The organism is Streptomyces sp. NPDC085900 (genome assembly GCF_044540925.1).
In the GTDB taxonomy this organism is placed as follows: domain Bacteria; phylum Actinomycetota; class Actinomycetes; order Streptomycetales; family Streptomycetaceae; genus Streptomyces; species Streptomyces gilvifuscus.
Genome location: NZ_JBITSP010000014.1, coordinates 151,065 through 177,978, shown reverse-complemented (window position 1 = coordinate 177,978; position 26,914 = coordinate 151,065). Strand labels below are relative to the sequence as shown.

Annotated in this window: 20 protein-coding genes, 1 pseudogene and 1 riboswitch; of the genes and pseudogenes, 16 read left to right on the top strand and 5 right to left on the bottom strand. The window is 73.7% G+C overall.

All coding sequences use genetic code 11. The features are described from left to right. Positions 1-291: 291 nt before the first annotated feature. The 4 genes from ACIGDI_RS37010 to ACIGDI_RS36995 all read right to left on the bottom strand — a co-directional run bounded on the left by ACIGDI_RS37010 (position 292) and on the right by ACIGDI_RS36995 (position 5,579). Entirely contained in the window at positions 292-1,890 is a 1,599-nt protein-coding gene (locus ACIGDI_RS37010) for an ABC-F family ATP-binding cassette domain-containing protein (RefSeq protein WP_200700653.1), read from the bottom strand. Positions 1,891-2,039: 149 nt separating this feature from the next. Continuing rightward, entirely contained in the window at positions 2,040-3,443 is a 1,404-nt protein-coding gene (locus ACIGDI_RS37005) for a hypothetical protein (RefSeq protein ID WP_399906289.1), read from the bottom strand. A 172-nt stretch (positions 3,444-3,615) separates the two neighbouring features. Continuing rightward, positions 3,616-4,734: an alpha/beta hydrolase gene (locus ACIGDI_RS37000; RefSeq protein ID WP_399906286.1), complete on the bottom strand. Its 1,119-nt coding sequence runs from the start codon at positions 4,732-4,734 to the stop codon at positions 3,616-3,618. Between the two features lie 116 nt (positions 4,735-4,850). Next, on the bottom strand, positions 4,851-5,579 hold the full coding sequence (locus tag ACIGDI_RS36995) for a class II aldolase/adducin family protein (protein WP_399906283.1): 729 nt from the start codon (positions 5,577-5,579) through the stop codon (positions 4,851-4,853). A gap of 196 nt (positions 5,580-5,775) precedes the next feature. Between ACIGDI_RS36995 and ACIGDI_RS36990 the strand changes: the two are divergent. The 10 genes and pseudogenes from ACIGDI_RS36990 to cobI all read left to right on the top strand — a co-directional run. Beyond that, positions 5,776-6,519 (top strand): annotated as a pseudogene (locus ACIGDI_RS36990) (lysozyme); the annotation flags it as partial. A gap of 101 nt (positions 6,520-6,620) precedes the next feature. Beyond that, a complete protein-coding gene (locus ACIGDI_RS36985) occupies positions 6,621-7,865 on the top strand; it encodes an inorganic phosphate transporter (RefSeq protein ID WP_200700494.1) in 1,245 nt (414 codons plus the stop codon). Between the two features lie 34 nt (positions 7,866-7,899). Then, entirely contained in the window at positions 7,900-8,127 is a 228-nt protein-coding gene (locus ACIGDI_RS36980; protein WP_200700493.1) for a hypothetical protein, read from the top strand. Positions 8,128-8,254: 127 nt separating this feature from the next. Then, positions 8,255-8,396, top strand: a riboswitch (cobalamin riboswitch). Between the two features lie 100 nt (positions 8,397-8,496). Continuing rightward, positions 8,497-9,438, top strand: coding sequence for a cobalamin biosynthesis protein (locus ACIGDI_RS36975; protein WP_399906280.1), 942 nt, complete (start codon positions 8,497-8,499; stop codon positions 9,436-9,438). Then, complete coding sequence (locus ACIGDI_RS36970; protein WP_399906277.1) at positions 9,435-10,946, top strand: cobyric acid synthase; 1,512 nt, start codon at positions 9,435-9,437, stop codon at positions 10,944-10,946. The genes ACIGDI_RS36975 and ACIGDI_RS36970 overlap by 4 nt, the downstream gene beginning before the upstream one ends. Next, positions 10,943-14,596: a cobaltochelatase subunit CobN gene (gene cobN / locus ACIGDI_RS36965; protein WP_399906275.1), complete on the top strand. Its 3,654-nt coding sequence runs from the start codon at positions 10,943-10,945 to the stop codon at positions 14,594-14,596. The genes ACIGDI_RS36970 and cobN overlap by 4 nt, the downstream gene beginning before the upstream one ends. After that, the gene (locus ACIGDI_RS36960) at positions 14,593-16,581 is read left to right on the top strand and encodes a putative cobaltochelatase (protein WP_399906272.1); all 1,989 of its coding nucleotides are present in this window, start codon (positions 14,593-14,595) and stop codon (positions 16,579-16,581) included. Before cobN ends, ACIGDI_RS36960 begins: the two co-directional genes overlap by 4 nt. Next, positions 16,581-17,180 carry a cob(I)yrinic acid a,c-diamide adenosyltransferase gene (cobO, locus tag ACIGDI_RS36955; protein ID WP_200700488.1) on the top strand — a complete coding sequence of 200 codons (600 nt, stop codon included), beginning with the start codon at positions 16,581-16,583 and terminating at the stop codon, positions 17,178-17,180. Before ACIGDI_RS36960 ends, cobO begins: the two co-directional genes overlap by 1 nt. Next, complete coding sequence (locus ACIGDI_RS36950; RefSeq protein WP_399906268.1) at positions 17,177-18,577, top strand: cobyrinate a,c-diamide synthase; 1,401 nt, start codon at positions 17,177-17,179, stop codon at positions 18,575-18,577. The genes cobO and ACIGDI_RS36950 overlap by 4 nt, the downstream gene beginning before the upstream one ends. Continuing rightward, the gene (cobI, locus tag ACIGDI_RS36945; RefSeq protein ID WP_399906265.1) at positions 18,574-19,305 is read left to right on the top strand and encodes a precorrin-2 C(20)-methyltransferase; all 732 of its coding nucleotides are present in this window, start codon (positions 18,574-18,576) and stop codon (positions 19,303-19,305) included. Before ACIGDI_RS36950 ends, cobI begins: the two co-directional genes overlap by 4 nt. 20 nt (positions 19,306-19,325) lie before the next feature. Here cobI and ACIGDI_RS36940 read toward each other — a convergent pair whose 3' ends face one another. Continuing rightward, positions 19,326-20,057, bottom strand: coding sequence for a ZIP family metal transporter (locus tag ACIGDI_RS36940; RefSeq protein ID WP_399906262.1), 732 nt, complete (start codon positions 20,055-20,057; stop codon positions 19,326-19,328). 105 nt (positions 20,058-20,162) lie between these two features. Here ACIGDI_RS36940 and cobM point away from each other — a divergent pair, with 105 nt between their 5' ends. From cobM to cobC, 6 genes are read left to right on the top strand one after another with little or no spacing between them, the layout of a single operon-like run. Next, on the top strand, positions 20,163-20,981 hold the full coding sequence (gene cobM, locus ACIGDI_RS36935; protein ID WP_384817581.1) for a precorrin-4 C(11)-methyltransferase: 819 nt from the start codon (positions 20,163-20,165) through the stop codon (positions 20,979-20,981). Beyond that, entirely contained in the window at positions 20,978-22,228 is a 1,251-nt protein-coding gene (gene cbiE, locus ACIGDI_RS36930; protein ID WP_399906259.1) for a precorrin-6y C5,15-methyltransferase (decarboxylating) subunit CbiE, read from the top strand. Before cobM ends, cbiE begins: the two co-directional genes overlap by 4 nt. Then, positions 22,225-23,907 (top strand): precorrin-3B C(17)-methyltransferase, encoded by a 1,683-nt coding sequence (gene cobJ, locus ACIGDI_RS36925; protein ID WP_399906256.1) that lies wholly within the window; start codon positions 22,225-22,227, stop codon positions 23,905-23,907. Before cbiE ends, cobJ begins: the two co-directional genes overlap by 4 nt. Continuing rightward, positions 23,904-24,494 carry a precorrin-8X methylmutase gene (locus ACIGDI_RS36920; RefSeq protein ID WP_399906253.1) on the top strand — a complete coding sequence of 197 codons (591 nt, stop codon included), beginning with the start codon at positions 23,904-23,906 and terminating at the stop codon, positions 24,492-24,494. Before cobJ ends, ACIGDI_RS36920 begins: the two co-directional genes overlap by 4 nt. Next, a complete protein-coding gene (locus tag ACIGDI_RS36915; RefSeq protein WP_399906251.1) occupies positions 24,491-25,417 on the top strand; it encodes a sirohydrochlorin chelatase in 927 nt (308 codons plus the stop codon). Before ACIGDI_RS36920 ends, ACIGDI_RS36915 begins: the two co-directional genes overlap by 4 nt. Then, complete coding sequence (gene cobC / locus ACIGDI_RS36910; RefSeq protein WP_399906248.1) at positions 25,407-26,477, top strand: Rv2231c family pyridoxal phosphate-dependent protein CobC; 1,071 nt, start codon at positions 25,407-25,409, stop codon at positions 26,475-26,477. Before ACIGDI_RS36915 ends, cobC begins: the two co-directional genes overlap by 11 nt. Positions 26,478-26,914 lie beyond the last annotated feature (437 nt).

Sequence of the window (26,914 nt, the reverse complement as noted above, 5' to 3'; positions counted from 1 at the left end):
GGCCACCCATTCGGCAAGGTCCGTGAGACAGGGTTTTGACGACAGGAGCGCATCCCCACAAGCGGAATCAGGGATTCCACGACGGCGCGTTCGTACCGCCGAACGGGTTCTTTCGGGAACCGCCAGGTCAGAGACGTACGACGGCCGAGCCCTTGTCGATAAAGGACTCGGCCGCGAAATGGATGTAGGACACACGACGGTACGAGGAGATCTCACACAGATGGTGGATCACCGGTCGGCCGAATGATCCATACGCCGTTGATCACGCATTCGATCAAGCGGTGCTGACCCTCAGGCCAGGGCCACGAGGTCCGCGTAGTCGGCACCCCACAGGTCCTCGACGCCGTCCGGGAGCAGGATGATGCGCTCCGGCTGCAGCGCCTCGACGGCGCCCTCGTCGTGGGTGACGAGAACGACCGCGCCCTTGTAGGTGCGCAGCGCGCCGAGGATCTCCTCGCGGCTGGCGGGGTCGAGGTTGTTGGTCGGCTCGTCGAGCAGCAGGACGTTCGCGGAGGACACGACGAGCGTGGCCAGCGCGAGGCGGGTCTTCTCGCCGCCGGAGAGGACGCCGGCGGGCTTGTCGACGTCGTCGCCGGAGAACAGGAAGGAGCCGAGCACCTTGCGAACCTCCACGAGGTCCATGTCGGGGGCGGCCGAGCGCATGTTCTCCAGGACGCTGCGGTCGGCGTCGAGGGTCTCGTGCTCCTGGGCGTAGTAGCCGAGCTTGAGGCCGTGCCCGGGGACGACCGCGCCGGTGTCGGGCTGCTCGACGCCCGCGAGGAGCCGGAGCAGGGTGGTCTTTCCGGCGCCGTTGAGGCCGAGGATGACCACCCGGGAACCCTTGTCGATGGCCAGATCGACGTCGGTGAAGATCTCCAGGGAGCCGTAGGACTTGGACAGGCCCTCGGCGGTCAGCGGGGTCTTGCCGCAGGGCGCGGGCTCGGGGAAGCGGAGCTTGGCGACCTTGTCCTGCATCCGCACCGCCTCTAGGCCGGCGAGGAGTTTGTCGGCACGCTTGGCCATGTTCTGCGCGGCGACCGTCTTGGTCGCCTTGGCGCGCATCTTGTCGGCCTGCGAATGCAGGGCCGCGGCCTTCTTCTCCGCGTTCTGCCGCTCGCGCTTGCGGCGCTTCTCGTCGGCCTCGCGCTGCTGCTGGTAGAGCTTCCAGCCCATGTTGTAGATGTCGATCTGGGCGCGGTTGGCGTCCAGGTAGAACACCTTGTTGACGACCGTCTCGACCAGGTCGACGTCGTGGGAGATCACGATGAAGCCGCCGCGATAGGTCTTCAGGTAGTCCCGCAGCCAGATGATCGAGTCGGCGTCGAGGTGGTTGGTGGGCTCGTCGAGCAGCAGGGTGTCCGCGTCGGAGAAGAGGATCCGGGCCAGCTCGATACGGCGGCGCTGACCGCCGGAGAGCGTGTGCAGCGGCTGGCCGAGGACCCGGTCGGGCAGGTTGAGCGCCGCGGCGATCGTGGCGGCCTCGGCCTCGGCGGAGTACCCGCCCTTCGTCAGGAACTCGGTCTCCTGGCGCTCGTACTGCTTGAGCGCCTTCTCGCGGGTGGCGCCCTGGCCGTTGGCGATGCGCTGTTCGTTCTCGCGCATCTTGCGCAGCAGGACGTCCAGGCCGCGGGCGGAGAGGATGCGGTCGCGGGCGAGGACGTCGAGGTCGCCGGTGCGGGGGTCCTGGGGGAGGTAGCCGACCTCGCCGGAGCGCGTGATCTGGCCCCCGGCGGGGATGCCCTCGCCGGCCAGGCACTTGGTGAGGGTGGTCTTGCCGGCGCCGTTGCGGCCGACCAGGCCGATCCGGTCGCCCTTGGCGACACGGAAGGTGGCGGACTCGATGAGGACTCGGGCGCCGGCGCGCAGCTCGATACCGGAGGCGGAGATCACGGACAGACTCCAGGGCGGATATGGGATTTGACGGGTGGGCGGCTGAGGACGTTCCCGCCGTCTAATGCGCGAGGAGAATGGCCATGGGAGAAGTCTAACGGGGCCGTGCAAGCACTTTTCCGGCGTCCAGGTGTTCGTTACGGCACTTCTCAGTTCCCCCCGGTGTGCACCTGGAAGGCGGCCCGGCGCACGGCCTTGGCGAGGGCCGGGTCGGGATGGGCGGCGGCGAGGGCGACCAGGACCTGGACGGTGCGGGGGTGGCCGACGGCCCGGACCTCGTCGAGGAGCATGGGCACGGTGGGCTGCACGGCCGACTCCAGGTGCCGCACGAGCATCGGGGCCTCGCCGTGGTCGGCGACGGCGGCCGCGGTGTCCACCCACAGCCAGGTCGCCTCCTGCCGGGTGAGCACCTCGTGGGCGTCCTCGGCATCGGCACCGTCGTGCTCGGCGAGCCACAGCAGGGCGTACGGCCGCAGGGTGGGCTCCTCGACGACGGCGCGGACGTCGGGCTCGGCGGGGGCACCGACCACGCGCAGCGCCTCGAAGGCGAGGCCGCGCAGCAGGGCGTCGTCGCCGCGGGCGGCGGCGATGAGCTCGGTGACGGCGCTGCCGACCGGGCGGGCGGCGAGCCAGGCGCGGTACTCGGCGCGGGCCGCGTTCGGGCGGAGCTGGGCGCAGCCGCGCAGCATCTCCTCGGCGACGGCCTCGATGTTCCCGGCGGGGCTCTGCGCGGCCACGCAGATCTGCTCCAGCTTGACCCACACCGCCCAGCTGCCGAGCGGGGTGAGCGTGGCGTGCCCGTCGCCGTAGGTGAGGGCGCCGACGGAGGCGAGGGCGTGCAGGGCCCACTCGAGGAGGGGGGCGAGGGGCGTGTCCTCGGACCGCCGGGGCTCGGGCTGCGCAGGCTCTGGCTGCGGGCCGTACGGGATCTCGCAGCGCTCGGTGCGCAGTTCGGTGACGCGCTGCTCCAGCAGGTCGAGGAGCTGCTCGACGGGGACGGGCCCGGCGGACAGCTGGAGGAAGGAGAGCACCTGGGGCATGGCCGAGACGACCTCGGCGACGGCGGCGGGCTCGTGGTCCGCGGGCTCCGGGTAGGCGAGCGACCAGGCGTCGAAGAGGGCGACCCAGCCGCGCAGCACGGCGCTGTCGTCGCGGTTCCAGGCGCGCAGCCGCCAGCCGGGGCGGGCGCTGTCGCCGTGCACCTCGACGAGGCCGGCGAGGCGGGCGGTGTCCCAGTCGGCGCGGACCTGAGCGGCGGTCAGGCCGAGGTCCCGGGCCGCGCGTTCGGCGGTCGCGTCGGCGAGGGTGGCCTTGCCGTCTCCCGCGCCGTCGCTGCCCGGGCCGAGCGCGACGTCGGCCCAGCGGGCGACCCGGGCGGCGGCGGCCAGTTGGGACCGAGCCATTCTGGCCAGCTCCGCGGGGGCCGGTGTGCCCTCCGGAGGGCGGGGCGCGGGGCGGCGCGGGCGCCGCTGGTTCACAGCTGTGGGGGCGGCGGCCAGGGGTCGCGGGCGGACGAGTCGAAGCCTGGAGTCGCGCGGGATACGGGACGTCACGGGTGCAGTCTTCCGGTTGACGGTCCGAAAACCCAAACGGAAGGTCACGGGCGGCGACGGGACTGGCCAAGGGCGGGCGCCCGAGGGCGGCCCGGGACCGAGATCAGGCCAGCTGTTCGAGGTTAAACGGAACCGGGGCCAACGGTTCGGGCGGAGCGCCTTTCCTGGGACGTCACATCAGCGGGGTCAGGAAGCGGCGCAGGGCCTCTTCGTAGGCCTTCGGGTCGGCGTTCCACATGGCCGAGTGCGGGGCGCCGCGGACGGTGTGGAGGGCGACCAGGTTCGGGTGGGCGGCGGCGAGGCGGCGGGAGTGCTCCCAGGGGGCCAGGGTGTCGTCGGGGCCGTGGATGAGCAGGGTCGGGACGGTGAGCCGGACGGTCTCGGCGGTGTGGTCGCGGTCGAGTCCGGTGCGGCCCTGCGCGGCGCGCACCGCGAGCGGCAGCAGGGCACCGGGGGTGCGGTGGGCCGCGGCGAGGGCGCGCAGGGTCGTCGGCCAGTCGAGCACCGGGGAGTCCAGGATCAGTCCCGAGATCCGCCCGCGCTGACCGGAGTGCGCGGCGGCGCGCAGGGCCATGGCGGCGCCGGTGGACCAGCCGTGCAGGACGACGCGTCCGGCGCCGTGGCTCATGGCGTAGCGGATCGCCGCGTCCAGGTCGCGCCACTCGGTCTCGCCGAGGTGGTTCAGGCCGTCCGGGGAGCGGGGGGCGCCGAGGTCGCCGCGGTAGGCCAGGGAGAGGACCGGGAAGCGCTGGCGGTGCAGGAACTCCATGACGTTCATGGGGAGTTCGCGGGTGGTGCCGAGGCCGTGCACCGCGATGATCCAGGTGTCGCGCACGCCGGGGACGAACCAGGCGGGCAGGGAGCCGAGTTCGCCGGGGATGTCGACGTCGGCGTGGTCCAGGCCGAGGGCGTCGCGGGGGTTGCCGACGTACAGGTTGGGGGTGAACCAGACCTTGTCGCGGCGTTGGAGGGTGCCGTGCGTGACGCGCTCCAGCCGGCGAACGACCGTGTCGGCGGAGTGTTCGGCGGAGTCGAGGACGGGGCCGACGACCGCGTGGCTGGCGTCGCCCGCGAGACCGTAGGTGCCGGGGCGCAGGGCCGCCAGGTCGCGGGTGAGGGTGATGCGGCCGGCCGCGGTGGCGTGCACGGTGAGGCGGGGCTCGGTGGGCAGGGGCCTGCCGGGTGTCGCCTTGAGCGCGGCGCCGCTGGCGAAGCGGCCGGCGGCCACGGAGGCCGCGCCGGCGGCGAGGGCTACGGTGACGGCGGCGGCCGTCGCTCTGACAGTACGCACCTGTCCAGTGTCCTGGCGGTGGCGGTGACCGGCCAGCGGAAGGCGGGGGCGGGGTGATGTGGTGCGACGGCGATGTGGTGTGCTCACGCCATCCCGGTTACCCCGTGACGCCCGCGTCAGCGCTGCCCGTACCCCTTGAGCTTCTCCCCCACCTCGTCCAGCTGTTCGGGGGTCAGCAGGGTCGGTGACAGGCCCGGCACCGAGGACGCCGTCAGCCACAGGCGGCACATCCACTCGAGTTGGGCCGTGCGGTCGTAGGCCTGGTCGAGGGTGGCGCCGTGGGCCATCGTGCCGTGGTTCTGCAGGAGGCAGGCCGTGCGGTCGGCGAGGGCGCGGAGCATGTTCTCGGCCAACTCGTCGGTGCCGTAGGTGGCATAGGGGGCGACTCGGACGGGTCCGCCGAGGGCGGCGGACATGTAATGGATCGTCGGGAGCTCGGGGACGAGGGTCGAGACGGCCGTCGCGTGCACGGCGTGGGTGTGGACGACGGCGCGGGCGTCGGTGGAGCGGTGGATCGCGAGGTGCATGGGCAGCTCGCTGGTCGGGACCAGGGTGCCGAGGACCTGGCGCCCGTCGAGTGCGACCCCCGTGATGTCGTCCGGGGTGAGGCGGTCGTAGGGCACGCCGGAGGGCGTGACCAGGACGGTCTCACCGACCCGTACGGAGACGTTGCCGGAGGTGCCGACGACCAGGCCCTCGGCGACGGTGCGGCGGGCCGTGGCGACGAGGGCCTCCCAGGCGCGCGCCTCCTCCGGGAGCGCGGTCCTCCCCCGTCCCCGCGGCACGTCCTGTGCGCCCTCCCGGGGATCCCGCCCGTCGCCCTGTTCCCGCCGCTGATCAGCCATGCCGCGATCCTGCCAAAGAGGGTGCCGGGCCGTCCCGGGGCGCGGGCACTTTAGAGCGGAAGCCGCTCCTCCGAAAGATGACGTACCGGTACATATCCACGTGTCGCCGTGTTTGGCCGGAGATCAGCGGGCATGCACGGATCTTTCAGTAATCTCCCGGTGATTTGTCGTGCACGTCGCCATTCCGGGGGGACACATGGCCCGTGGTCGCAAACCGTCCGGCCGCCGCACCCGTGCGGCCGCCCTGCTCGTCGCGGCGCTCACCGTCGCGGGAACCGCGCTCACCCGGTCGCCGGCGTTCGCCGCGAGTCCGCCCAGGGGACACGACGTCTCCTCGCACCAGAAGAACGTCGACTGGAGGAGCGCGAAGGCCAAGGGCGCCAGGTTCGTCTACATCAAGGCGACCGAGTCCACGGACTACGTCAGTCCCTACTTCTCCCGGCAGTACGACGGCGCCCGCGCCGCCGGCATCGTCCGGGGGGCGTACCACTTCGCCCTGCCGGACAGGTCGCCGGGCAGGACGCAGGCGGCGTACTTCGTGCGCCACGGCGGCGCCTGGCGGGCGGACGGCTGGACCCTGCCGCCCGCGCTGGACATCGAATACAACCCCTACAGCGCCGGGCACCGGTGCTACGGGCTGAGCAAGGCCGCCATGACCGGCTGGATCCACTCGTTCAGCGACGAGGTGAAGCGGCTCACCGGGCGCCGCCCGGTGATCTACACGACCGCCCACTGGTGGAACACGTGCACCGGCGGCAGCCGCGCCTTCGCCTCGAACCACGCGCTGTGGATCGCCCGGCACGGCGCGGCGGACGCGGGGGCGCTGCCCGCCGGATGGTCGTCCTGGACCTTCTGGCAGTACGACAACGGCGGCGCCCTGCCGGGTGACCAGAACCTGTTCAACGGGTCGCAGGCCCAGCTGAGGAAGTTCACCCGGGGCGGCTGGTTTCCGACACCCCGATGCCCATCTCAGTTCATCTTCCGTTCACCCAGGTTATTTACGGTCAACCGTCCGATGACTTCGAACGATTGCCTGGGTAAATGGAAAACTTCTCGCTGATCCTCGCGATTGTGGTGGTAACCGCACTCGCGTTCGATTTCACGAACGGTTTTCACGACACCGCCAACGCGATGGCCACGACCATCTCGACCGGTGCACTCAAGCCCAAGGTCGCGGTGGCCATGTCCGCCGTGCTGAACCTTGTGGGCGCTTTCCTCTCCGTGGAGGTCGCCAACACGATCTCCAAGGGTCTCGTCGACGAGACCGGCATCCGTCCCGAGGTCATCTTCGCCGCTCTGGTCGGCGCGATCCTCTGGAACCTTCTGACCTGGCTGGTGGGCCTGCCCTCCAGCTCCTCGCACGCCCTCATGGGCGGTCTGATCGGCGCCACCGTCGCCTCGGCCGGCTTCGGTGCCGTCCACGGCGACGTGCTCGCGACCAAGGTGCTCCTGCCGGCGCTCGCCGCCCCGATCGTCGCCGGTCTCGCCGCGCTCCTCGCGACGCGGTTCTCCTACACCCTGGACAAGAAGGCCGAGGGCAAGGCCGCCGCCAAGGGCTACCGCGCCGGGCAGGTCGCCTCCGCCGGACTGGTCTCCCTGGCGCACGGCACGAACGACGCGCAGAAGACGATGGGCATCATCACCCTCGCCCTGGTCGCCGGCGGAGTCGTCGCCCCGGACGCCGACCCGCCCACCTGGGTCATCCTCTCCGCCGGTCTCGCCATCGCGCTCGGCACCTACATCGGCGGCTGGCGCATCATCCGCACGATGGGCAAGGGCCTGACCGAGCTGCAGCCGCAGCAGGGCTTCGCCGCCCAGACCAGCGCCGCCACGGCGATCCTGGCCTCCTCGCACCTCGGCTTCTCGCTCTCCACCACGCACGTCGTCTCCGGCTCGGTGATGGGCGCGGGCCTGGGCCGCAAGGGCGGTGTGGTGCGCTGGTCGACCGCGACCCGCATGCTGGTCGCCTGGGTCCTCACCCTCCCGGCCGCCGCGCTCGTCGGCGCGGGCGCCGAGTCCGTGACGGATCTCGGGGACTGGGGCACCGCCCTCGTCGCCGTCTTCCTGGTCGCCGCGAGCGCCGCGATCTGGAAGCTCTCGCGCCGCGAGGTCGTCGACGCGTCCAACGTCAACGAGACCGAGGAACCGCCCGGCGTGGTGACCACGGCCATCGCCGCCGTGACCCCGCCGCCCGCGGGCACCGTCAGCGAGGAGCTGACGGCCACCATCTCGGCGCCGGCCACGACCACGACCACGGAGCCGGCGGCCCCGCCGGCCGCCGTCTGAGTCTCGAGCATCAGGTAACGAAGGAATCAGCAGCATGAAGATCGACTGGGCAGCTCTGGGCTCCGTCTTCGGCGTCAGCCTCGCGGTCACCGTGGGTCTCGTCGCCCTGTTCACCCTCGGCGTGATGGGCCTGGCCCGCCGCGAACGGGCCGTGGCCGAGGGCAACTCGGCGGCTCTCGCCGCGACCGGGGCCTACGTGGCCTTCGCGGGATGCGCGGCGGCCGTCGCGTACGGAATCTCGCTGATCATGAACAAGGCCTGAGCCTCGAACGCACCTGTGATGCCGGGACGGTGATCCGTCCCGGCATCACGCGTTCCGGTGACCCCGGCGACCCCCTGCGTGTGGGCCTCAGCACACTCCCGCGCCGCAGGTCAACGGCAAGTTGACTGCCGTACGGGCGCATGGTGGACTTCCGGAGCCATGTACGGCGGCAAGGGAGGAAGCCGGTGAGATTCCGGCGCGGTCCCGCCACTGTCACCGGGGTAGCAATCCCCCGGAAGCCAGGAACTCCCACCGCCGGTCTCGTCGAACCAGGGCGTGGACACCCTGAGTGAGGACATATCGCCATGCGCGGCTGCCTGTTGAGGTTCATCCACCGAGCCCTGCCCGACCCCGTGGCGGGCTGAGCCGGTGCGGGCCGATCGCGTCTTCGCGTACGGCGCCGCCGCCGGACTCCTCGGTGACCAGCTCCTCGGCGATCCCCGCCGCGGGCATCCGGTCGCCGTGTTCGGGCGTGCCGCCGGCGCCGTGGAAAGAGTGCTGTGGCGCGACCACCGAGGGTGGGGCGCGCTGCACACCGCCGTGTGCGTGGGCGGTGCCGTGGCCCTCGGTGCCGCGGCACAGTCGCTCGTACGTTCCTCCCGGACCGCTTCCGTCGCGCTGACCGCCGCCGCCACCTGGGCTGTGGTCGGCGGGACTTCGCTCGCGCGCGAGGCCCGGACCGTCGGGCGGGCCCTTCAGGCCGGGGACGTCGAGGCCGCGCGGGCGCGGCTGCCGCATCTGTGCGGGCGGGACCCACAGGCGCTGGACGCCGACGGGATCGCGCGGGCCGTGGTGGAGTCGGTCGCCGAGAACACCTCCGACGCGGTGGTCGGGGCGCTGGTGTGGGGCGCCGTCGGCGGTGTGCCGGGGCTGCTGGGCTTCCGGGCCGTGAACACGCTGGACGCCATGGTCGGGCACCGCTCGGCCCGGTACCGGCGCTACGGATGGGCCTCGGCGCGGCTGGACGACGTCGCCGGCTGGCCGGGGGCCAGGCTGACGGCCGGGCTCGCGACGGTCGCCGGGGGCGACCCGGCGGGGGCGGTACGGGCCTGGCGCGCCGACGCCGGCCGGCACCCGAGCCCCAACGCCGGTCCGGTGGAGGCCTCGTTCGCGGGAGCGCTCGGGGTGCGCCTGGGCGGGACCTTGTCGTACGGAGGGCGGGTCGAGCACCGGCCCGTGCTGAACAGTGAGGGGCGGCCCGTGGAGGTCGGGGACATCGAGCGGGCCGTACGGCTGTCACGGCGCGTCGGACTGCTCTCGCTCGGCGTGAGCGTTGCGGCGCGCGCCCTGCTGAAGGGACGTGCGTCATGAGCGGCGGTGGGCTGCTCGTCGCCGGCACCACCTCCGACGCGGGCAAGAGCGTCGTCACCGCCGGGATCTGCCGCTGGCTGGTGCGACAGGGCGTCAAGGTCGCGCCGTTCAAGGCGCAGAACATGTCCCTGAACTCGTTCGTGACGCGCGAGGGCGCCGAGATCGGGCGGGCGCAGGCCATGCAGGCACAGGCGTGCCGGATCGAGCCGACCGCGCTGATGAACCCCGTGCTGCTGAAGCCGGGAGGCGAGCAGAGCAGCCAGGTCGTGCTGATGGGCCGGCCCGTGGGCGAGTTGAGCGCGCGCGGGTATCACGGCGGCCGGCAGCAGAAGCTCCTCGGGACCGTTCTCGACTGTCTCGCCGAACTGCGGGGCACGTATGACGCGGTGATCTGCGAAGGGGCGGGCAGTCCGGCCGAGATCAACCTCAGGCGCACGGACATCGTGAACATGGGCATCGCCCGGAACGCAGGGCTGCCCGTGCTGGTGGTCGGGGACATCGACCGCGGGGGCGTCTTCGCCTCCTTCTTCGGGACCGTCGCGCTCCTGTCCCCCGAGGACCAGGCGCTCGTGGCGGGGTTCCTGGTCAACAAGTTCCGGGGTGACGTCGCCCTCCTGGAGCCCGGCCTCGACATGCTGCACGGGCTCACCGGGCGGCGCACGTACGGCGTCCTGCCCTTCCGGCACGGGCTCGGCATCGACGAGGAGGACGGACTGCGGGTGTCCCTGCGCGGGACCGTGCGGGAGTCGAACGTCGCCCCGCCGGTGGGCGAGGACGTCCTGCGGGTCGCGGTCTGCGCGGTCCCGCTGATGTCCAACTTCACGGACGTCGACGCGCTGGCCGCCGAACCGGGGGTCGTCGTGCGGTTCGTGGACCGGCCCGAGGAACTGGCGGACGCGGACCTCGTGGTGATCCCGGGGACCCGCGGCACCGTCCGGGCCCTGGAGTGGCTGCACGAGCGGGGACTCGCCGACGCGCTGCGCCGCAGGGCGGCCGAACAGCGCCCGATCCTCGGTGTCTGCGGCGGCTTCCAGGTCCTCGGCGAGCACATCGAGGACGAGGTGGAGAGCCGGCGGGGGCATGTGGCGGGCCTCGGAGTCCTGCCCGTGCGGGTGCGGTTCGCCCGCGAGAAGACCCTCACCCGGCCGGTGGGCGAAGCCCTCGGCGAGCGGGTCGAGGGATACGAGATCCATCACGGGGTCGCCTCCGTGAGCGGGGGCCGGCCCTTCCTCGACGGCTGCCGGGTCGGCCAGACCTGGGGCACCCACTGGCACGGTTCGCTGGAGTCGGACGGTTTCCGGCGCGCCTTCCTGCGCGAGGTGGCGGCCGCCGCGGGCCGCCGCTTCGTGCCGGCCGAGGGCACGTCGTTCGCCGCGCTGCGCGAGGAGCAGCTGGACCGGCTCGGCGACCTGATCGAACAGCACGCGGACACGGACGCGCTGTGGCGGCTCATCGAGTCGGGCGCGCCGCAAGGACTGCCATTCATTCCACCTGGAGCGCCCGCATGAGCACTGTGTTGTTGTTGTCGACCGCCGACACGGACCTGTTGGCGGCGCGGGCCGCGACCGGCGCCGACTACCGGATCGGCAACCCGATGCGGGTGGACGTCGCCGGGGAGCTGCCGGGGCTCGTCGAGGGCGCCGACATCGCCGTCGTACGGCTGCTCGGCGGGAAACGGGCGTGGGAGGACGGGCTCGCCGCGCTGAAGGCGTCCGGCGTCCCGACCGTGCTGCTCGGCGGGGAGGCCGTGCCGGACGCGGAGCTGATGGCCGAGTCGTCCGTGCCGGCGGGTGTGGTCGCCGAGGCGCTGAAGTACCTCGTCGAGGGCGGGCCGGCCAACCTGACCGAGCTGGCGCGGTTCCTGTCCGACACCGTGCTGCTGACGGGCGAGGGCTTCGTCGAGCCGCACAAGATGCCGGAGTACGGGGTCCACGGCTCGTACGAGAGGGTGGAGGGCCGCCCGACCGTGGGCGTGCTCTTCTACCGGGCCCATGAACTCAGCGGCAACACCGCCTTCGTGGACACCCTGTGCCAGGCGATCGAGGCGCGGGGCGCCAACGCCCTTCCCGTGTACTGCGGTTCGCTGCGCGGCGCGGACCCCGGGCTGTACGAGATCCTCGGCCGGGCCGACGCGCTCGTGGCCACCGTCCTCGCCGCCGGCGGCACGCACGCCTCGCAGGCCTCCGCGGGCGGCGACGAGGAGGCCTGGGACATCGGGGCGCTCGCCGACCTCGACGTGCCCGTGCTGCAGGGGCTCTGCCTCACGTCGTCCAGGGCTGCCTGGGACGAGTCCGACGCCGCCCTCTCCCCCATGGACGCGGCGATGCAGGTCGCGATCCCGGAGTTCGACGGGCGGCTGATCACGGTGCCCTTCTCCTTCAAGGAGCAGGGCCCCGACGACGTCCCCGTGTACGTCGCCGACCCCGAGCGGGCCGCGCGGGTCGCCGGGATCGCCGTACGGCACGCCCGGCTGAAGCACAAGCCGAACGCCGACAAGAAGCTGGCGCTGGTCTTCACGGCGTATCCGACGAAGCACTCCCGGGTCGGCAACGCGGTGGGGCTGGACACTCCGGCGTCGGCGGTGCGGGTGCTGGACGCGCTGCGGGAGGCCGGTTACTCGCTCACCGAATACCCCTCCGGCGGCGACGAGTTGATCCACCGGCTGATCGAGGCCGGCGGGCACGACGTCGAGTGGCTGACCGAGGACCAGCTGGCCGCCGCGCCCGCGCGCGTGCCGCTCGCCGACTACCGGGCGTGGTTCGACAAGCTCGACCCGGAGCTGCGGGACGGGATGCTGGAGGCGTGGGGCGAGCCGCCGGGCAACCTGTACGTCGACGGGGACGACATCGTCCTCGCCTCCCTGCAGTTCGGGAACGTCGTCGTGATGATCCAGCCGCCGCGCGGCTTCGGCGAGAACCCGATCGCGATCTACCACGACCCCGACATGCCGCCGTCGCACCACTACATGGCGGCCTACCGGTGGCTGGAGAACTCCTTCGGCGCCGACGCGATCGTCCACATGGGCAAGCACGGCACGATGGAGTGGCTGCCCGGCAAGGGACTCGGGCTGAGCGGCGGCTGCGCGCCGGACGCCGTACTGGGCGAACTGCCGCTGGTCTACCCGTTCATCGTCAACGACCCCGGCGAGGGCACCCAGGCCAAGCGGCGCGGGCATGCCACGGTCGTCGACCACCTCGTGCCGCCGATGGCCCGCGCCGACACCTACGGCGACCTGGCGAAGCTGGAGCAGCTGCTCGACGAGTACGCGCTCGTCTCCGACCTCGACCCGACCAAGGCGCCCGCCGTGAGGGCCCAGATCTGGACGCTGGTGAAGGCGGCCGAGCTCCACCACGACCTGCACGTGGACGAGCAGCCGGACGACGAGACGTTCGACGAGTTCGTCATGCACATCGACGGCTACCTGTGCGAGATCAAGGACGTGCAGATCAGGGACGGTCTGCACATCCTCGGCGGCGGTCCGGTCGGTGAGCCGCGCGTCAATCTGGTGCTCGCCGTGCTGCGCGCCTCTCAGGTGTGGGGCGGGCAGGCCAACGCGCTGCCGGGGCTCAGGGCCTGTCTCGCCGCTCGTTTCGGGCTGGTGGAGAAGGAGCTGCTGGCCGAGCCGGGGGCGCCGGTGAAGGTGCCGGTGGAGCTGACGGACCTGGTCGAGGGGCCGTCCCGGACCGCCGCCGACGCGATCGACCTGCTGGAGCAGCTGTGCCGGCGGATCGCGGAGGGGATGGAGGAGCGGGCGTGGGCCGCGGCCGAGAGCGGCGCCCTGGTGCGTGAGGTCCTCGGCGAGGAACTCCCGGAGGCGGTCGCCGTGGTGGAGTTCGCCTGCACCGAGGTGGTCCCCCGGCTCGCCCGCACCACCGACGAGATCGGCCACATCCTCAAGGCGCTGGACGGCGGTTACGTCCCCGCCGGCCCCTCCGGCTCCCCCACCCGCGGTCTGGTCAACGTCCTGCCGACCGGCCGCAACTTCTACTCCGTCGACCCCAAGGCCATTCCGTCGCGGCTCAGTTGGGAGGTCGGGCAGTCGCTCGCCGACTCGCTCGTCCAGCGCTATCTGCAGGACACCGGCGAGTACCCGAAGTCCGTCGGGCTGACGGTGTGGGGCACGTCCGCGATGCGCACCCAGGGCGACGACATCGCCGAGATCCTGGCGCTGCTGGGCTGCCGGCCGGTGTGGGACGACGCCTCGCGCCGGGTGACCGGCTTCGAGGTGGTCCCCCTCGCCGAACTCGGCAGGCCGCGCGTCGACGTCACGGTCCGCATCTCCGGGTTCTTCCGGGACGCCTTCCCCCATGTGGTCGGCCTGATCGACGACGCCGTGCGCACGGTCGCGGAGCTGGACGAGCCCGCCGAGCACAACTTCGTGAAGGCGCACGCCGACGAGGACACCGCCGCACACGGCGACCGGCGCCGGGCCACCGCCCGCGTCTTCGGCTCCAAGCCGGGCGCGTACGGCGCCGGGCTGCTGCCGCTGATCGACGCCCGCAACTGGCGCTCCGACGCCGACCTCGCCGAGGTGTACGCGGTGTGGGGCGGATACGCCTACGGCCGCGGGCTCGACGGGCGGGCCGCGCGCGGGGACATGGAGACGGCGTTCCGGCGGATCGCGGTGGCGGCCAAGAACGTCGACACCCGCGAGCACGACCTCGTCGACGCCGACGACTACTTCCAGTACCACGGCGGCATGGTCGCCATGGTGCGCCATCTGACGGGCGAGAGCCCCGAGGCGTACGTCGGCGACTCGGCCACCCCGGACCAGGTCAAGACCCGCACCCTCGGCGAGGAGACCCACCGGGTCTTCCGCGCCCGGGTGGTCAACCCGCGCTGGATGGCGGCCATGCGCCGGCACGGCTACAAGGGCGCCTTCGAGATGGCGGCGACCGTGGACTACCTCTTCGGGTACGACGCCACGGCCGGGGTCGTCGACGACTGGATGTACGAGAAGCTCAGTGCCGAGTACGTCTTCGCCCCGGAGAACCGGGAGTTCATGAAGCAGTCCAACCCGTGGGCGCTGCGCGGCATCACCGAACGGCTGCTGGAGGCGGCCGAGCGCGGGCTGTGGGCCGAGCCGGACGCCGAGACGCTGGAGCGGCTGCGCGCGACCTATCTGGAGCTGGAAGGCGACTTGGAGGGCGACCAGTGACCACCCCCTTCCCCTTTACCGCCGTCGTCGGACAGGACGACCTGCGCCTGGCGCTGCTGCTGAACGCCGTCTCCCCGGCGGTCGGCGGTGTGCTGGTGCGCGGCGAGAAGGGCACCGCCAAGTCGACGGCCGTGCGGGCCCTTTCGGCGCTGCTGCCCGAGGTGGCCGTCGTGCCGGGCTGCCGTTTCTCCTGCGACCCGTCGGCGCCGGACCCGTCCTGCCCGGACGGACCGCACGAGCCGGGTCCGGGGGCGCGTCGCCCGGCCCGCATGGTGGAGCTGCCGGTCGGCGCCTCCGAGGACCGTCTCGTCGGCGCCCTCGACATCGAACGGGCGCTCGCGGAGGGCGTGAAGGCCTTCGAGCCCGGCCTCCTCGCCGACGCCCACCGCGGGATCCTCTACGTCGACGAGGTCAACCTGCTCCACGACCACCTGGTCGACCTGCTGCTGGACGCGGCGGCGATGGGCGCGTCGTACGTGGAGCGCGAGGGCGTGTCCGTCCGGCACGCCGCCCGCTTCCTCCTCGTGGGCACCATGAACCCCGAAGAGGGCGAACTGCGGCCGCAGTTGCTGGACCGCTTCGGGCTGACCGTCGAGGTGGCGGCCTCGCGGGAGCCGGACCAGCGGGTGGAGGTCGTCCGGCGCAGGCTCGCCTACGACGACGACCCGGCCGGTTTCGCGGCGCGCTGGGCGGACGAGGAGACCTCCGTACGTCAACGGATCGTCGCGGCACGGGAGTTGCTGCCGTCGGTGCGGCTGGGCGACGGGGCGCTCAGGCAGATCGCGGCGACCTGTGCCGCCTTCGAGGTGGACGGCATGCGGGCCGACATCGTGATGGCGCGCACCGCGACCGCGCTGGCCGCGTGGGCCGGGCGGACGGAGGTGCTCGCCGAGGACGTCCGGCAGGCGGCGCTGCTCGCGCTGCCGCACCGCAGGCGCCGCAACCCCTTCGACGCGCCCGGCCTGGACGAGGACAAGCTCGACCAGACGCTGGAGGAGTTCGGCGAGGAGGACGACGATCCCGACCCCGACGGCGGCGGACCGGGCGGGGGCGGCGGGCAGCCGTCTCCGGACGCGGGGCCGCAGGGCGGGGACACGGGCGCGCGCCCCGAGGCCGGGGAGGACGACGACGCCCCGCAGGCCTCCGGCGGCGGGGAGCAGTCCGCCGTACGGGCCGCCGAGCCCTTTCGCACCAAGGTGCTGAGCGTGCCCGGGATCGGTGAGGGTGCCGCGGGGCGGCGGTCGCGGGCGCGGACCGAGCACGGGCGCACGACCGGGGCCCGGCGGCCTCGCGGGGCGCTCACCAAGCTGCACCTGGCGGCGACCGTGCAGGCGGCCGCCCCGCACCAGCGGGCGCGGGGGAGGTCCGGGCCGGGGCTCGTGGTGCGGCGGGACGATCTGCGGCAGGCGACGCGGGAGGGGCGCGAGGGCAACCTGGTGCTGTTCGTGGTCGACGCCTCCGGGTCGATGGCGGCGCGGCAGCGGATGAGCGCCGTCAAGGGCGCCGTGCTGTCGCTGCTGCTGGACGCCTACCAGCGGCGGGACAAGGTGGGGCTGGTGACGTTCCGCGGTTCGGCCGCCGACGTGGCGCTGCCGCCGACCTCGTCCGTGGACGCGGCGGCGGCCCGGCTCCAGTCGCTGCCGACGGGCGGGCGGACACCGCTCGCCGCGGGCCTGCTCAAGGCCCACGACGTGCTGCGGGTGGAGCGGCTGCGGGATCCCGCGCGGCGGCCGCTGGTGGTCGTGGTCACCGACGGGCGCGCCACGGGCGGCCCCGAGCCGGTCGCCCTGGCCGGGCGTGCCGCGCGGCTCTTCGCCGCCGACGGGGTTGCCTCCGTGGTCGTCGACTGCGAGTCCGGGCCGGTGCGGCTGGGGCTGGCCGGTCAGCTCGCCGGTGACCTGGGCGGTACGGCGGTGACGCTCGACGAGCTGCGGGCGGAGAGCATCGCCGGGCTCGTGAAGGACGTACAGAGGAGGGCCGCGTAATGCCGCAGGGGCAGCCGAGTGTGGTGCCGGACGACGGGCTGACGACACGTCAGCGCCGTAACCGGCCGCTGGTCGTCGTGCACACGGGGATCGGCAAGGGCAAGTCGACCGCCGCTTTCGGGCTCGCGCTGCGCGCCTGGAACCAGGGGTGGCCGATCGGGGTGTTCCAGTTCGTGAAGTCGGCCAAGTGGAAGGTCGGCGAGGAGAACGCACTGCGGGTGCTCGGCGCCAGCGGTGAGGGCGGAACCGTCGACTGGCACAAGATGGGCGAGGGCTGGTCCTGGGTCCAGCGGGACGCCCAGATGGACAACGAGGAGAAGGCCCGCGAGGGCTGGGAACAGGTCAAGCGGGACCTGGCCGCCGAGACGTACCGGCTGTACGTGCTGGACGAGTTCGCGTACCCCATGCACTGGGGGTGGGTCGACACCGACGAGGTGATCGAGGTGCTGCGGGAGCGGCCCGGGACCCAGCACGTCGTGATCACCGGGCGGAACGCGCCGGACAAGCTCGTCGACCTCGCCGACCTGGTGACCGACATGTCGAAGGTCAAGCACCCGATGGACGCGGGCCAGAAGGGCCAGAGGGGCATCGAGTGGTGACAGGTTCCGTTCCACGGCTGGTCGTCGCCGCGCCCTCCTCGGGCAGCGGCAAGACCACCGTCGCCACGGGGTTGATGGCCGCGTTCGCCGCGCGGGGGCTCGCCGTGTCCCCGCACAAGGTCGGACCGGACTACATCGATCCCGGGTACCACGCGCTCGCGACCGGGCGGGTGGGACGGAACCTCGACGCGTACCTGTGCGGGCCGGAGCTGGTCGGCCCGCTGTTCGCGCACGGCGCCCGCGGGTGCGACCTCGCCGTCGTCGAGGGTGTCATGGGGATGTACGACGGGGCCGCGGGCGAGGGCGAGCTGGCGTCCACGGCCCATGTCGCCAAGCTGCTGCGGGCGCCGGTGGTGCTCGTGGTCGACGCGTCGTCGCAGTCGCGGTCGGTGGCGGCGCTGGTGCACGGGTTCGCGTCGTGGGACCCGCAGGTGCGGGTCGGGGGCGTGATCCTGAACAAGGTGGCGTCCGACCGTCACGAGGCGCTGCTGCGGGAGGCGTTGGACTCGGCCGGCGTGCCGGTGCTGGGGGTGCTGCGGCGGGCCGCGCAGGTGGAGACGCCGTCACGGCACCTGGGGCTGGTGCCGGTCGCCGAGCGGGGCGCCGCCGCGGTGGAGGCCGTGGAGGCGATGCGGGCGCAGGTCGAGCGCGGCTGTGACCTGGAGGCGCTGTCGGCGCTGGCGCGGAGTGCGGGGGCGTTGTCGTGTGCGGCGTGGGATGCGGCTGAGGTCCTGGGGGCTGCTGAACCCGCAGGCCCCCTTCAGGCCGAAAGGCATGGTCCCCGATCGTCGGACGGGCTGAGGGTCGCCGTGGCCGGCGGCAGCGCCTTCACGTTCTCCTACGCCGAGCACACCGAGCTGCTGACCGCCGCGGGCGCCGAGGTCGTCGTCTTCGATCCGCTGCGGGACGAGCAACTGCCGGACGGGACGGCGGGGTTGGTGATCGGTGGCGGGTTTCCCGAGGTGTACGCCGCCGAGTTGTCCGCCAACGAACCGTTGCGGAAGGCGGTCGCCGACCTCGCCGGGAGCGGGGCGCCCGTCGCCGCCGAGTGTGCCGGGCTGCTCTATCTGGGCCGGGAGCTCGACGGGCTGCCCATGTGCGGGGTGCTGGACGTGACCGCGCGGATGAGCGAGCGGCTGACCCTCGGGTACCGCGACGCCGTGGCCGTGAGCGACAGCGCGCTGGCCGTCGCCGGGACGCGGATGCGGGGGCACGAGTTCCACCGGACCGTCGTGGAGCCGGGCGCGGGGGCGGCTCCGGCGTGGGGGGTGCGCGGCCCCGAGCGGCGCGTCGAAGGTTTCGTACAACAAGGTGTGCACGCGAGTTATCTGCACACGCACTGGGCGTCGCTGCCCGGTGTCGCCCGTCGGTTCGTGGAGAGGTGCCGGACGTCATGAGCAGCAAGCTGACCGGAGTGGGCGTGGGGCCCGGCGACCCCGAGCTGGTGACCGTCAAGGGCGTCAACGCGCTGCGGGCCGCCGGTGTGGTCGTCGTGCCCGTCATGGACACCGGCGAGCGCGGGCGTGCCGAGGCGACCGTGCTGCACTACGTGCCCGAGGAGAAGGTCGTACGGGTGGTGTTCGCGCTCAACGAGCGCAGTGACCGGGGACGGCGGGAGGCCGCCTGGGACGCGGCCGGCGAGCGGGTCGCCGCACTGCTGCGGGAGCACGGCAGCGTCGCCTTCGCCACCATCGGCGACCCCAACGTGTACTCCACCTTCACCTACCTCGCGCAGACCGTCGCCGGGCTGGTTCCGGGAACGGTGGTGGAGACCGTGCCCGGCATCACCGCCATGCAGGACCTCGCGGCGCGGTCGGGGGCCGTGCTGACCGAGGGCACCGAGCCGCTCACCCTGGTCCCCGTCACCGCCGGGGCGGCCGTCCTCAAGGACGCCCTGAACGGTCCCGGCACCGTCGTCGCCTACAAGTTCGGCCGGCACGCCGCCGAGGTCGCCGAGGCGCTGCGCGAGACCGGACGGCTCGAGGGCGCGGTGTGGGGGGCGGCGCTCGGCCTGGAGAGCGAGTCGATCCGGGCGGCCGCCGACCTCGACGGGGCCCCGCTGCCGTACCTGTCGACGCTGATCGCGCCCGCCCGGCGCGAGGGCGGGCGGGGCGGCAAGCTGTGAGACTGCGCGAGCGGCCCGGCTCAGCCGGCGAGCCCGACCACGAGCCAGATGAACAGCGCGCCCGCGACCGTGAACAGCAGGGTCGAGCGGGCGGGGTGCTCGTGGTGCGCCTCGGGGAGGATCTCGGCGGCGGCGAGGTAGAGCAGTACGCCGCCGAACAGGCCCAGATAGCCGCCGAGCAGGCCCTCCGGGATGGTCACGAAGGCCGTGGAGGCCGCGCCGACCACCGGGGCCGCCGCGTCCGCGAACAGCATGCCCAGGGCTCTGCGGCGGGCGTTCCCGTACAGGCTCGTGATCGTGTACGTGTTGAAGCCGTCCGCGAAGTCGTGGGCGATCACTGCCAGCGCGACCGCCGCGCCCATGCCGCCGCCGACCTGGAAGGCCGCGCCGATCGCGACGCCGTCCATCGCGCTGTGGCCGACCATGGCGGCCGCCGCCGTCAGGCCCACCTCGGGCGCCCGGTGGTCGTGCGCCTCGTCACCGCCGTGGGACGCCTGGCGGCCGGCCAGGGTGCGCTCCACAAGATGGGCGAGCAGGAAGCCGGCCACGAACAGCAGCAGGGCCGCGGGTACGCCGAAGACCTCGTCGCCCGCCGCCTTCAGCGCCTCCGGCAGCAGGTCCAGGCCGACCACGCCCAGCATCAGCCCGCCGGCCAGTCCCAGGACGAGATGGCGACGGTCGGTGACCCGCTGTGCCGTCCAGCCGCCGGCCAGCGTCATGAGGAACGCGCAGAGCGCGACGAAGACCGCCATGGGGCCTTGTTATCCGATCAACCGCCGTTTTCGCACATCGTGCGGCCTCCACGGCCTTCCACGTAAGACGTTTTGTACGAATTGTTCATGAGAGGACCGATTTTCATGGCCGATGCCTCCACCGGCAAGGTGACCTTCGTCGGTGCCGGCCCCGGCGCCGCCGACCTGCTGACGTTCCGTGCCGCGCGCGCCATCGCCGAGGCCGACGTCGTGATCTGGGCGGCGAGCCTGGTGCAGGCGGAGGTCCTCGAGCACGCGCGCGAGGGCGCGGAGATCCTCGACTCGGCGACCATGTCCCTGGAGGACGTCGTCGCCGTCTACGAGCGGGCGCATGCCGAGGGGCTGCGCGTGGCCCGTATCCACTCCGGCGACCCCGCCCTGTGGGGCGGCACCCAGGAGCAGCTCGACCGGTGCGCCGCGATCGGCATCGCCACCGAGGTCGTCCCCGGTGTCTCCGCTTTCTCCGCCGTCGCCGCGCTCGCGCAGCGTGAGCTGACCATCCCCGAGGTCGCGCAGTCCGTGATCCTCACCCGGCTCGGCGGCGGCAAGACACCGATGCCGCCCGGGGAGGAGGTGCGGGAGTTCGCCCGGCACGGCACCACCATGGCGCTGTTCCTGTCGGCCGCCCGCAGCGGGCAGCTGGTGCGGGAGCTGCTGGAGGGCGGCTATCCGACGTCCACGCCGGTCGTCGTCGCCTACCAGGCGACCTGGCCGGAGGAGCTGCTGGTGCGCTGCACCATCGGCACCCTGGAGGAGACGGTCAAGGAGCACAAGCTCTGGAAGCACACCCTGTTCCTGGTCGGCCCGGCGCTGGACGCCGAGGGCACCCGCTCGCACCTGTACCACCCCGGTCACTTCCACGGCTTCCGCAAGGCCGACCCGGAGGCCCGCCGGGCCCTGCGCGAGCGAGGGGCGAGTACGTGAGCGACGTGAGCGGCCCGATCACGGTCGTCGGCACGGGGACGGGAGCGCCGGTTCCCGCCGAGGTGCTGGCCGGCGCCGGGCTGGTCGTCGGCGGGCGGCGCCACCTGGCCGCCGCCGCGGTGCCGCCGGACGCCGAGCAGGTCGTCCTCGGCCCGCTGGCGCCGGCCCTGGACGCCGTCGAGCGGCATCTGGACAAGGGCGGCCGGGTGGTCGTGCTGGCCTCCGGCGACCCCGGGTTCTTCGGGATCGTGCGGGTGCTGGCCGAGCGGTTCGGATCGGGGCGGCTGGATGTGCGCCCCGGGGTGTCGTCCGTCGCCGCCGCGTTCGCGCGGGCCGGGCTGACGTGGGACGACGCGGTGGTCGTCAGCGCGCACGGCCGGGCGCTGCGGACGGCGGTGAACGTGTGCCGGGCGCGGCCGAAGGTGGCCGTGCTGACGGGGCCGGGCAGCGGGCCGGCCGAACTGGGGGCCGCGCTGCGCGGTGCCGGCCGGGTCCTGGTCGTCGCCTCCGCGCTCGGTTCCGGGGCCGAGCGGCTGGAGCGGGTGACGCCCGCCGAGGCCGCCGGGCGGGACTGGGGTGCGGACGTCAGCGTGGTGCTGTGTCTCGACGAGACGCGCGCGACGGGTGGGGTGCGCACCGTCGCCGGTGCGCCGGCCGGTCCCGGGCTGTGGGCCCTGGACGAGGGCGCGTTCGCGCACCGGGACTCGATGATCACCAAGTTCGAGGTACGGGCCCTCGCGCTGGCCCGGCTCGGGCCGCGCCTGGGTGACCTGGTGTGGGACGTCGGCGCGGGCTCCGGCTCGGTGGCCGTCGAGTGCGCCCGGTTCGGTGCCGCCGTCACCGCGGTCGAGAAGAGCGCGGACGGCGTCGAACGGATCCGGGCCAACGCCGCCGCCCACGGCGTGGACGTCCAGGTCGTGCACGGCTCGGCGCCGGCCGCGCTGAGCGAACTCGACGACCCGGACGCCGTGTTCGTCGGCGGCGGCGGAGCCGATCTGCCCGCCGTCGTCGGCGCCTGCGCCCAACGCGCCCGGCGGACCGTCGTGGTCGCCATGGCCGCGCTGGACCGCGTACCGGCCGCGCGCGAGGCGCTCACCGGCGCCGGATTCGACTGCGACGGCGTGCTGCTGCAGTCCTCGCGGCTCGCTCCGCTGCCGGGGAACGTCACCCGGCTCGCGGCGACCAACCCCGTGTTTCTGCTGTGGGGGGTCAGAACCCCCGTGTCTGACGAAGGAGTTGCCCAGTGATCGGCCTCATTTCCGCCACCGCGGCGGGGGCGGCGGCACGCGACCGGCTGGCCGCCGCATGGCCGGACCGCACGCGCGTGTACGAGGGTCCCGTCGGGGACGCCGTACGGGCCGCGTTCGCGGAGTGCGAGCAGCTCGTGTGCTTCCTGGCCACGGGAGCGGTCGTCCGGCTGGTCGCACCGCTGCTGGGCGACAAGACGGCCGACCCCGGTGTGGTGTGCGTCGACGAGGGCGGCAGGTTCGCCGTGTCGCTGGTCGGCGGGCACGGCGGCGGCGCCAACGAACTCGCGCGCGAGGTCGGGGAGTTGCTGGGGGCGGAGCCGGTGGTGACCACGGCGACGGACTCGGTCGGACTGGCCGGTCTGGACACGCTCGGGCTGCCCGTCGAGGGAGCCGTCGCGGCCGTGTCGCGGGCGCTGCTGGACGGCGAACCGGTCGCCCTGAAAGCCGAGTTGCGCTGGCCGCTGCCCGCGCTGCCGGTCGCGGCGCAGGGTGCGTACACGATCCGGGTGACCGACCGGGCCGTCGAGCCCGGCGAGCGCGAGGTCGTACTGCGGCCGCCCTCCCTCGTCGTCGGCGTCGGCGCTTCCAGGGGCGCGCCGGTGGAGGAGGTTCTGGGGCTGGTCGAGGACGCGCTGCGGGACGCCGGCCTGTCCCCTGCCTCGCTCGCCGAACTGGCCACCGTCGACGCCAAGGCCGACGAGCCCGGGATCGTGCGGGCGGCCGAGCGGCTGGGCGTGCCGCTGGTGACGTACTCCGCCGAGCAGTTGGCGGCGGTCGACGTGCCCAACCCGTCCGAGGCCCCTCTCGCGGCGGTCGGCACGCCGTCGGTCGCCGAGGCGGCGGCCCTCGTGCGGGGCGGCGAACTCCTCGTCCCCAAGCGGAAGTCCGCGGCGAGCCCCGCGATGGCGACCTGCGCGGTCGTACGGCGACCCGCGCGCGGCCGGCTCGCGGTCGTGGGCCTCGGCCCCGGCGCCCGCGACCTGCTCACCCCGCGTGCCGAGGCCGAACTGCGGCGCGCCTCCGTGCTCGTCGGCCTCGACCAGTACGTCGACCAGATCCGCGATCTGCTGCGGCCCGGCACCCGTGTCCTGGAGTCGGGGCTGGGCGCCGAGGAGGAGCGGGCCCGTACGGCGGTCGCCGAGGCCCGCGAGGGGCAGGCCGTCGCGCTGATCGGCAGCGGGGACGCGGGCGTGTACGCCATGGCCTCGCCCGCGCTGGCCGAGGCGTCGGACGACATCGACGTGGTCGGTGTGCCCGGCGTCACCGCCGCGCTCGCGGCCGGGGCGCTCCTCGGGGCTCCCCTCGGCCACGACCACGTGTCCATCAGCCTCTCCGACCTGCACACCCCCTGGGAGGTCATCGAGCGGCGGGTGCGCGCGGCGGCCGAGGCGGATCTCGTGGTCACCTTCTACAACCCGCGCTCGCGGGGCCGGGACTGGCAGCTGCCGAAGGCGCTGGCGATCCTCGCCGGGCACCGCGAGCCGGTGACACCGGTCGGTGTCGTACGCAACGCCTCCCGTCCGGACGAGTCCGCCCGGGTGACGACGCTGGCCGACCTCGACCCGGCGACGGTCGACATGATGACGGTCGTGACCGTGGGCAACACGGCGACCCGCGAGATCGCGGGACGCATGGTGACGCCGCGCGGCTACCGCTGGCAGGAGGAGCCGAAGTGAACCGTGTGATCCACCCGATCGAGGTGGAGTCCTACCGGCGGATGCGCGCCCGCCTGGACACCTCGCACCTCCCGCCGCTGACCCGGGCCGTGGTCGAGCGGGTCGTCCACTCGGCCGCCGACCTCGACTACGCCACCGACCTCGTCATGGACGAGGGCGAGCTGGTCAGGGCGCACGCCGCGCTGCACGCCGGTGCGCCCGTGGTCGTCGACGTCGAGATGGTGGCCGCCGGCATCACCCGGCGCGAGACCGTCTGCCGGCTCCGGGACGCCGTCGCCCGGCCCGGGCTTACCCGCTCCGCGCACGCGATCCGGCTGGCGCACGAGCAGGTCGGCCCGGGCGCCCTCTGGGTGATCGGCAACGCGCCGACCGCGCTGGAGGAGCTGCTGACCCTGGACACCGACCCGGCGCTCGTCATCGGACTGCCCGTCGGCTTCGTCGGCGCGGTCGAGTCCAAGGCCGCTTTGCGCGAGAGCGGGCTGCCCGCCGTGAGCAACGTGTCCGAGAAGGGCGGTTCGGCGGTCGCCTCCGCCGCGCTCAACGCCCTGCTGTACCACCCCACTTCACCGTCCGAGGAGACATCGTGACCACCCCGCCGCCCGCCCTGCTCATCGCCGGTCACGGCACCCGGGACGAGGCCGGGGCCGAGGCGTTCCGCGCCTTCGTGCGGGAGCTCGGCCGCCGCCACCCCGAACTGCCCGTCGCCGGCGGCTTCATCGAGCTGTCGCCGCCGCCGCTGGGCGACGCGGTCGCCGAACTGGTGGAGTGCGGGGTGCGCCGGTTCGCCGCCGTCCCGCTGATGCTGGTGTCCGCCGGTCACGCCAAGGGGGACATCCCGGCGGCGCTGTCCCGCGAGAAGGAACGGCACGCGGGGATCTCGTACACCTACGGCCGTCCCCTGGGTCCGCACCCCGCGCTGCTGTCGGTCCTGGAGCGGCGGCTGGACGAGGCCCTGGGCGGTGGCCCCCGCACCCCCGAGGAGCGGGCCGACGTGACCGTGCTGCTGGTCGGGCGCGGCTCCACCGACCCCGACGCCAACGCCGAGGTGCACAAGGCGGCGCGGCTGCTGTGGGAGGGGCGCGGGTACGCGGGCGTGGAGACGGCGTTCGTGTCGCTGGCGGCGCCGGACGTGCCCAGCGGCCTCGACCGGTGCCTGAAGCTCGGGGCGCGCCGGATCGTCGTGCTCCCCTACTTCCTGTTCACCGGCATCCTGCCGGACCGGGTGAAGGAGCAGACCGAGGCCTGGGCGGCCGCGCACCCGGCGACCGAGGTGCGGTCGGCCGAGGTCATCGGCCCGGAGCCGGAGCTCCTCGACCTCGTCATGGAGCGGTACCGGGAGGCCGTGCAGGGCGATCTGCGCATGAACTGCGACTCGTGCGTGTACCGCATCGCCCTGCCCGGCTTCGAGGACAAGGTCGGCCAGCCGCAGCAGCCGCACTTCCACCCCGACGACGACGGCCACCATCACCACCACGGGCACCATCACGGCGGACACGCCCATGCGCACTGAGGACGGCGCCGGGCACGATCTGCGGCACCACGGCGACGCCGAGGTGCGCGACGGCGGCGCCGAACTGATCGACCTCGCCGTCAACGTCCGCGCGGACACGCCCCCGGCCTGGCTGCGGGAGCGGATCGCCCGGTCGCTGGGCTCGCTCGCGGCCTATCCCGACGGGCGGGCCGCGCGGGCGGCGGTGGCGGCCCGGCACGGGCTGCCGGTGGAGCGCGTGCTGCTCACCGCGGGCGCCGCGGAGGCCTTCGTGCTGCTGGCGCGCGCCCTGAAGGTGCGCCGGCCGGTCGTGGTGCACCCGCAGTTCACCGAGCCGGAGGCGGCGCTGCGGGACGCCGGGCACACGGTGGGCCGGGTGCTGCTGCGCGAGGAGGACGGCTTCCGGCTCGACGCGGCGGCCGTCCCCGAGGACGCAGACCTGGTGGTGATCGGCAACCCGACGAACCCGACGTCGGTCCTCCACCCGGCCGCCTCCGTCGCCGCACTCGCGCGCCCCGGGCGGACGCTGGTGGTGGACGAGGCGTTCATGGACGCGGTGCCGGGCGAGCGGGAAGCACTGGCGGACCGCACGGACGTGCCCGGTCTCGTCGTCCTGCGCAGCCTCACCAAGACCTGGGGTCTCGCCGGGCTGCGCATCGGATACGTCCTCGCCGCCCCGGAGACGATCGCCGACCTGGAGCGGGCGCAGCCGCTGTGGCCGGTCTCCACCCCGGCGCTGGCCGCCGCCGAGGCCTGCGTGGGCTCGCAGGCACTCGCGGAGGCCGCCCACGCGGCCCACCGGATCGCCGCCGACCGGGCTCATCTCGTCGCGGGACTGCGCGAGTTCGCCCCGGACGGCCTGCGGGTGGCGGAGCCCGCCGAGGGCCCCTTCGTCCTCGTACGGCTGCCGAGGGCGGGAGCGGTCCGCGAGCATCTGCGAGACCTCGGCTATGCCGTGCGCCGGGGGGACACGTTCCCGGGGCTGGACGAGGAGTGGCTGCGGCTGGCGGTGCGGGACCGGGCCACGGTCAACTCCTTCCTGCAGGCCCTGGACCGGGCGATGACGCTCGCGGCGCCCTGAGGCCTACGGGACACGGCCGGCGCGGTGGGCAAGGCCCGGGCGGTCGGCTCCGCCCGGCTCGGCGAGAAGTGGCCGCGCCCGACTGCGCGAGACCGGGCTATGACGCCGGCCGCCCGCTGAGCCCCACGCGGCACGGCCGGCGTGCCGCACGGGCAGGTTGCGGGCAGGCCCCGGCGGTCGGATCCGCCCAGCTCGGCGAGAAGTGGCCGCGGCCGACAGCGCGCGACCGGGCCACAAGGCCCGATGACGCCGGCCGCCCGCCGAGCCCCCCGGGACACGGCCGGCGTGCCGCACGGGCAGGTTGTCGGCAAGGCCCCGGCGGTCGCGGTCGGATCCGCCCGGCTCGGCGAGAAGTGGCCGCGGCCGACAGCGCGCGACCGGGCCACAAGGCCCGATGACGCCGGCCGCCCGCCGAGCCCCCCGGGACACGGCCGGCG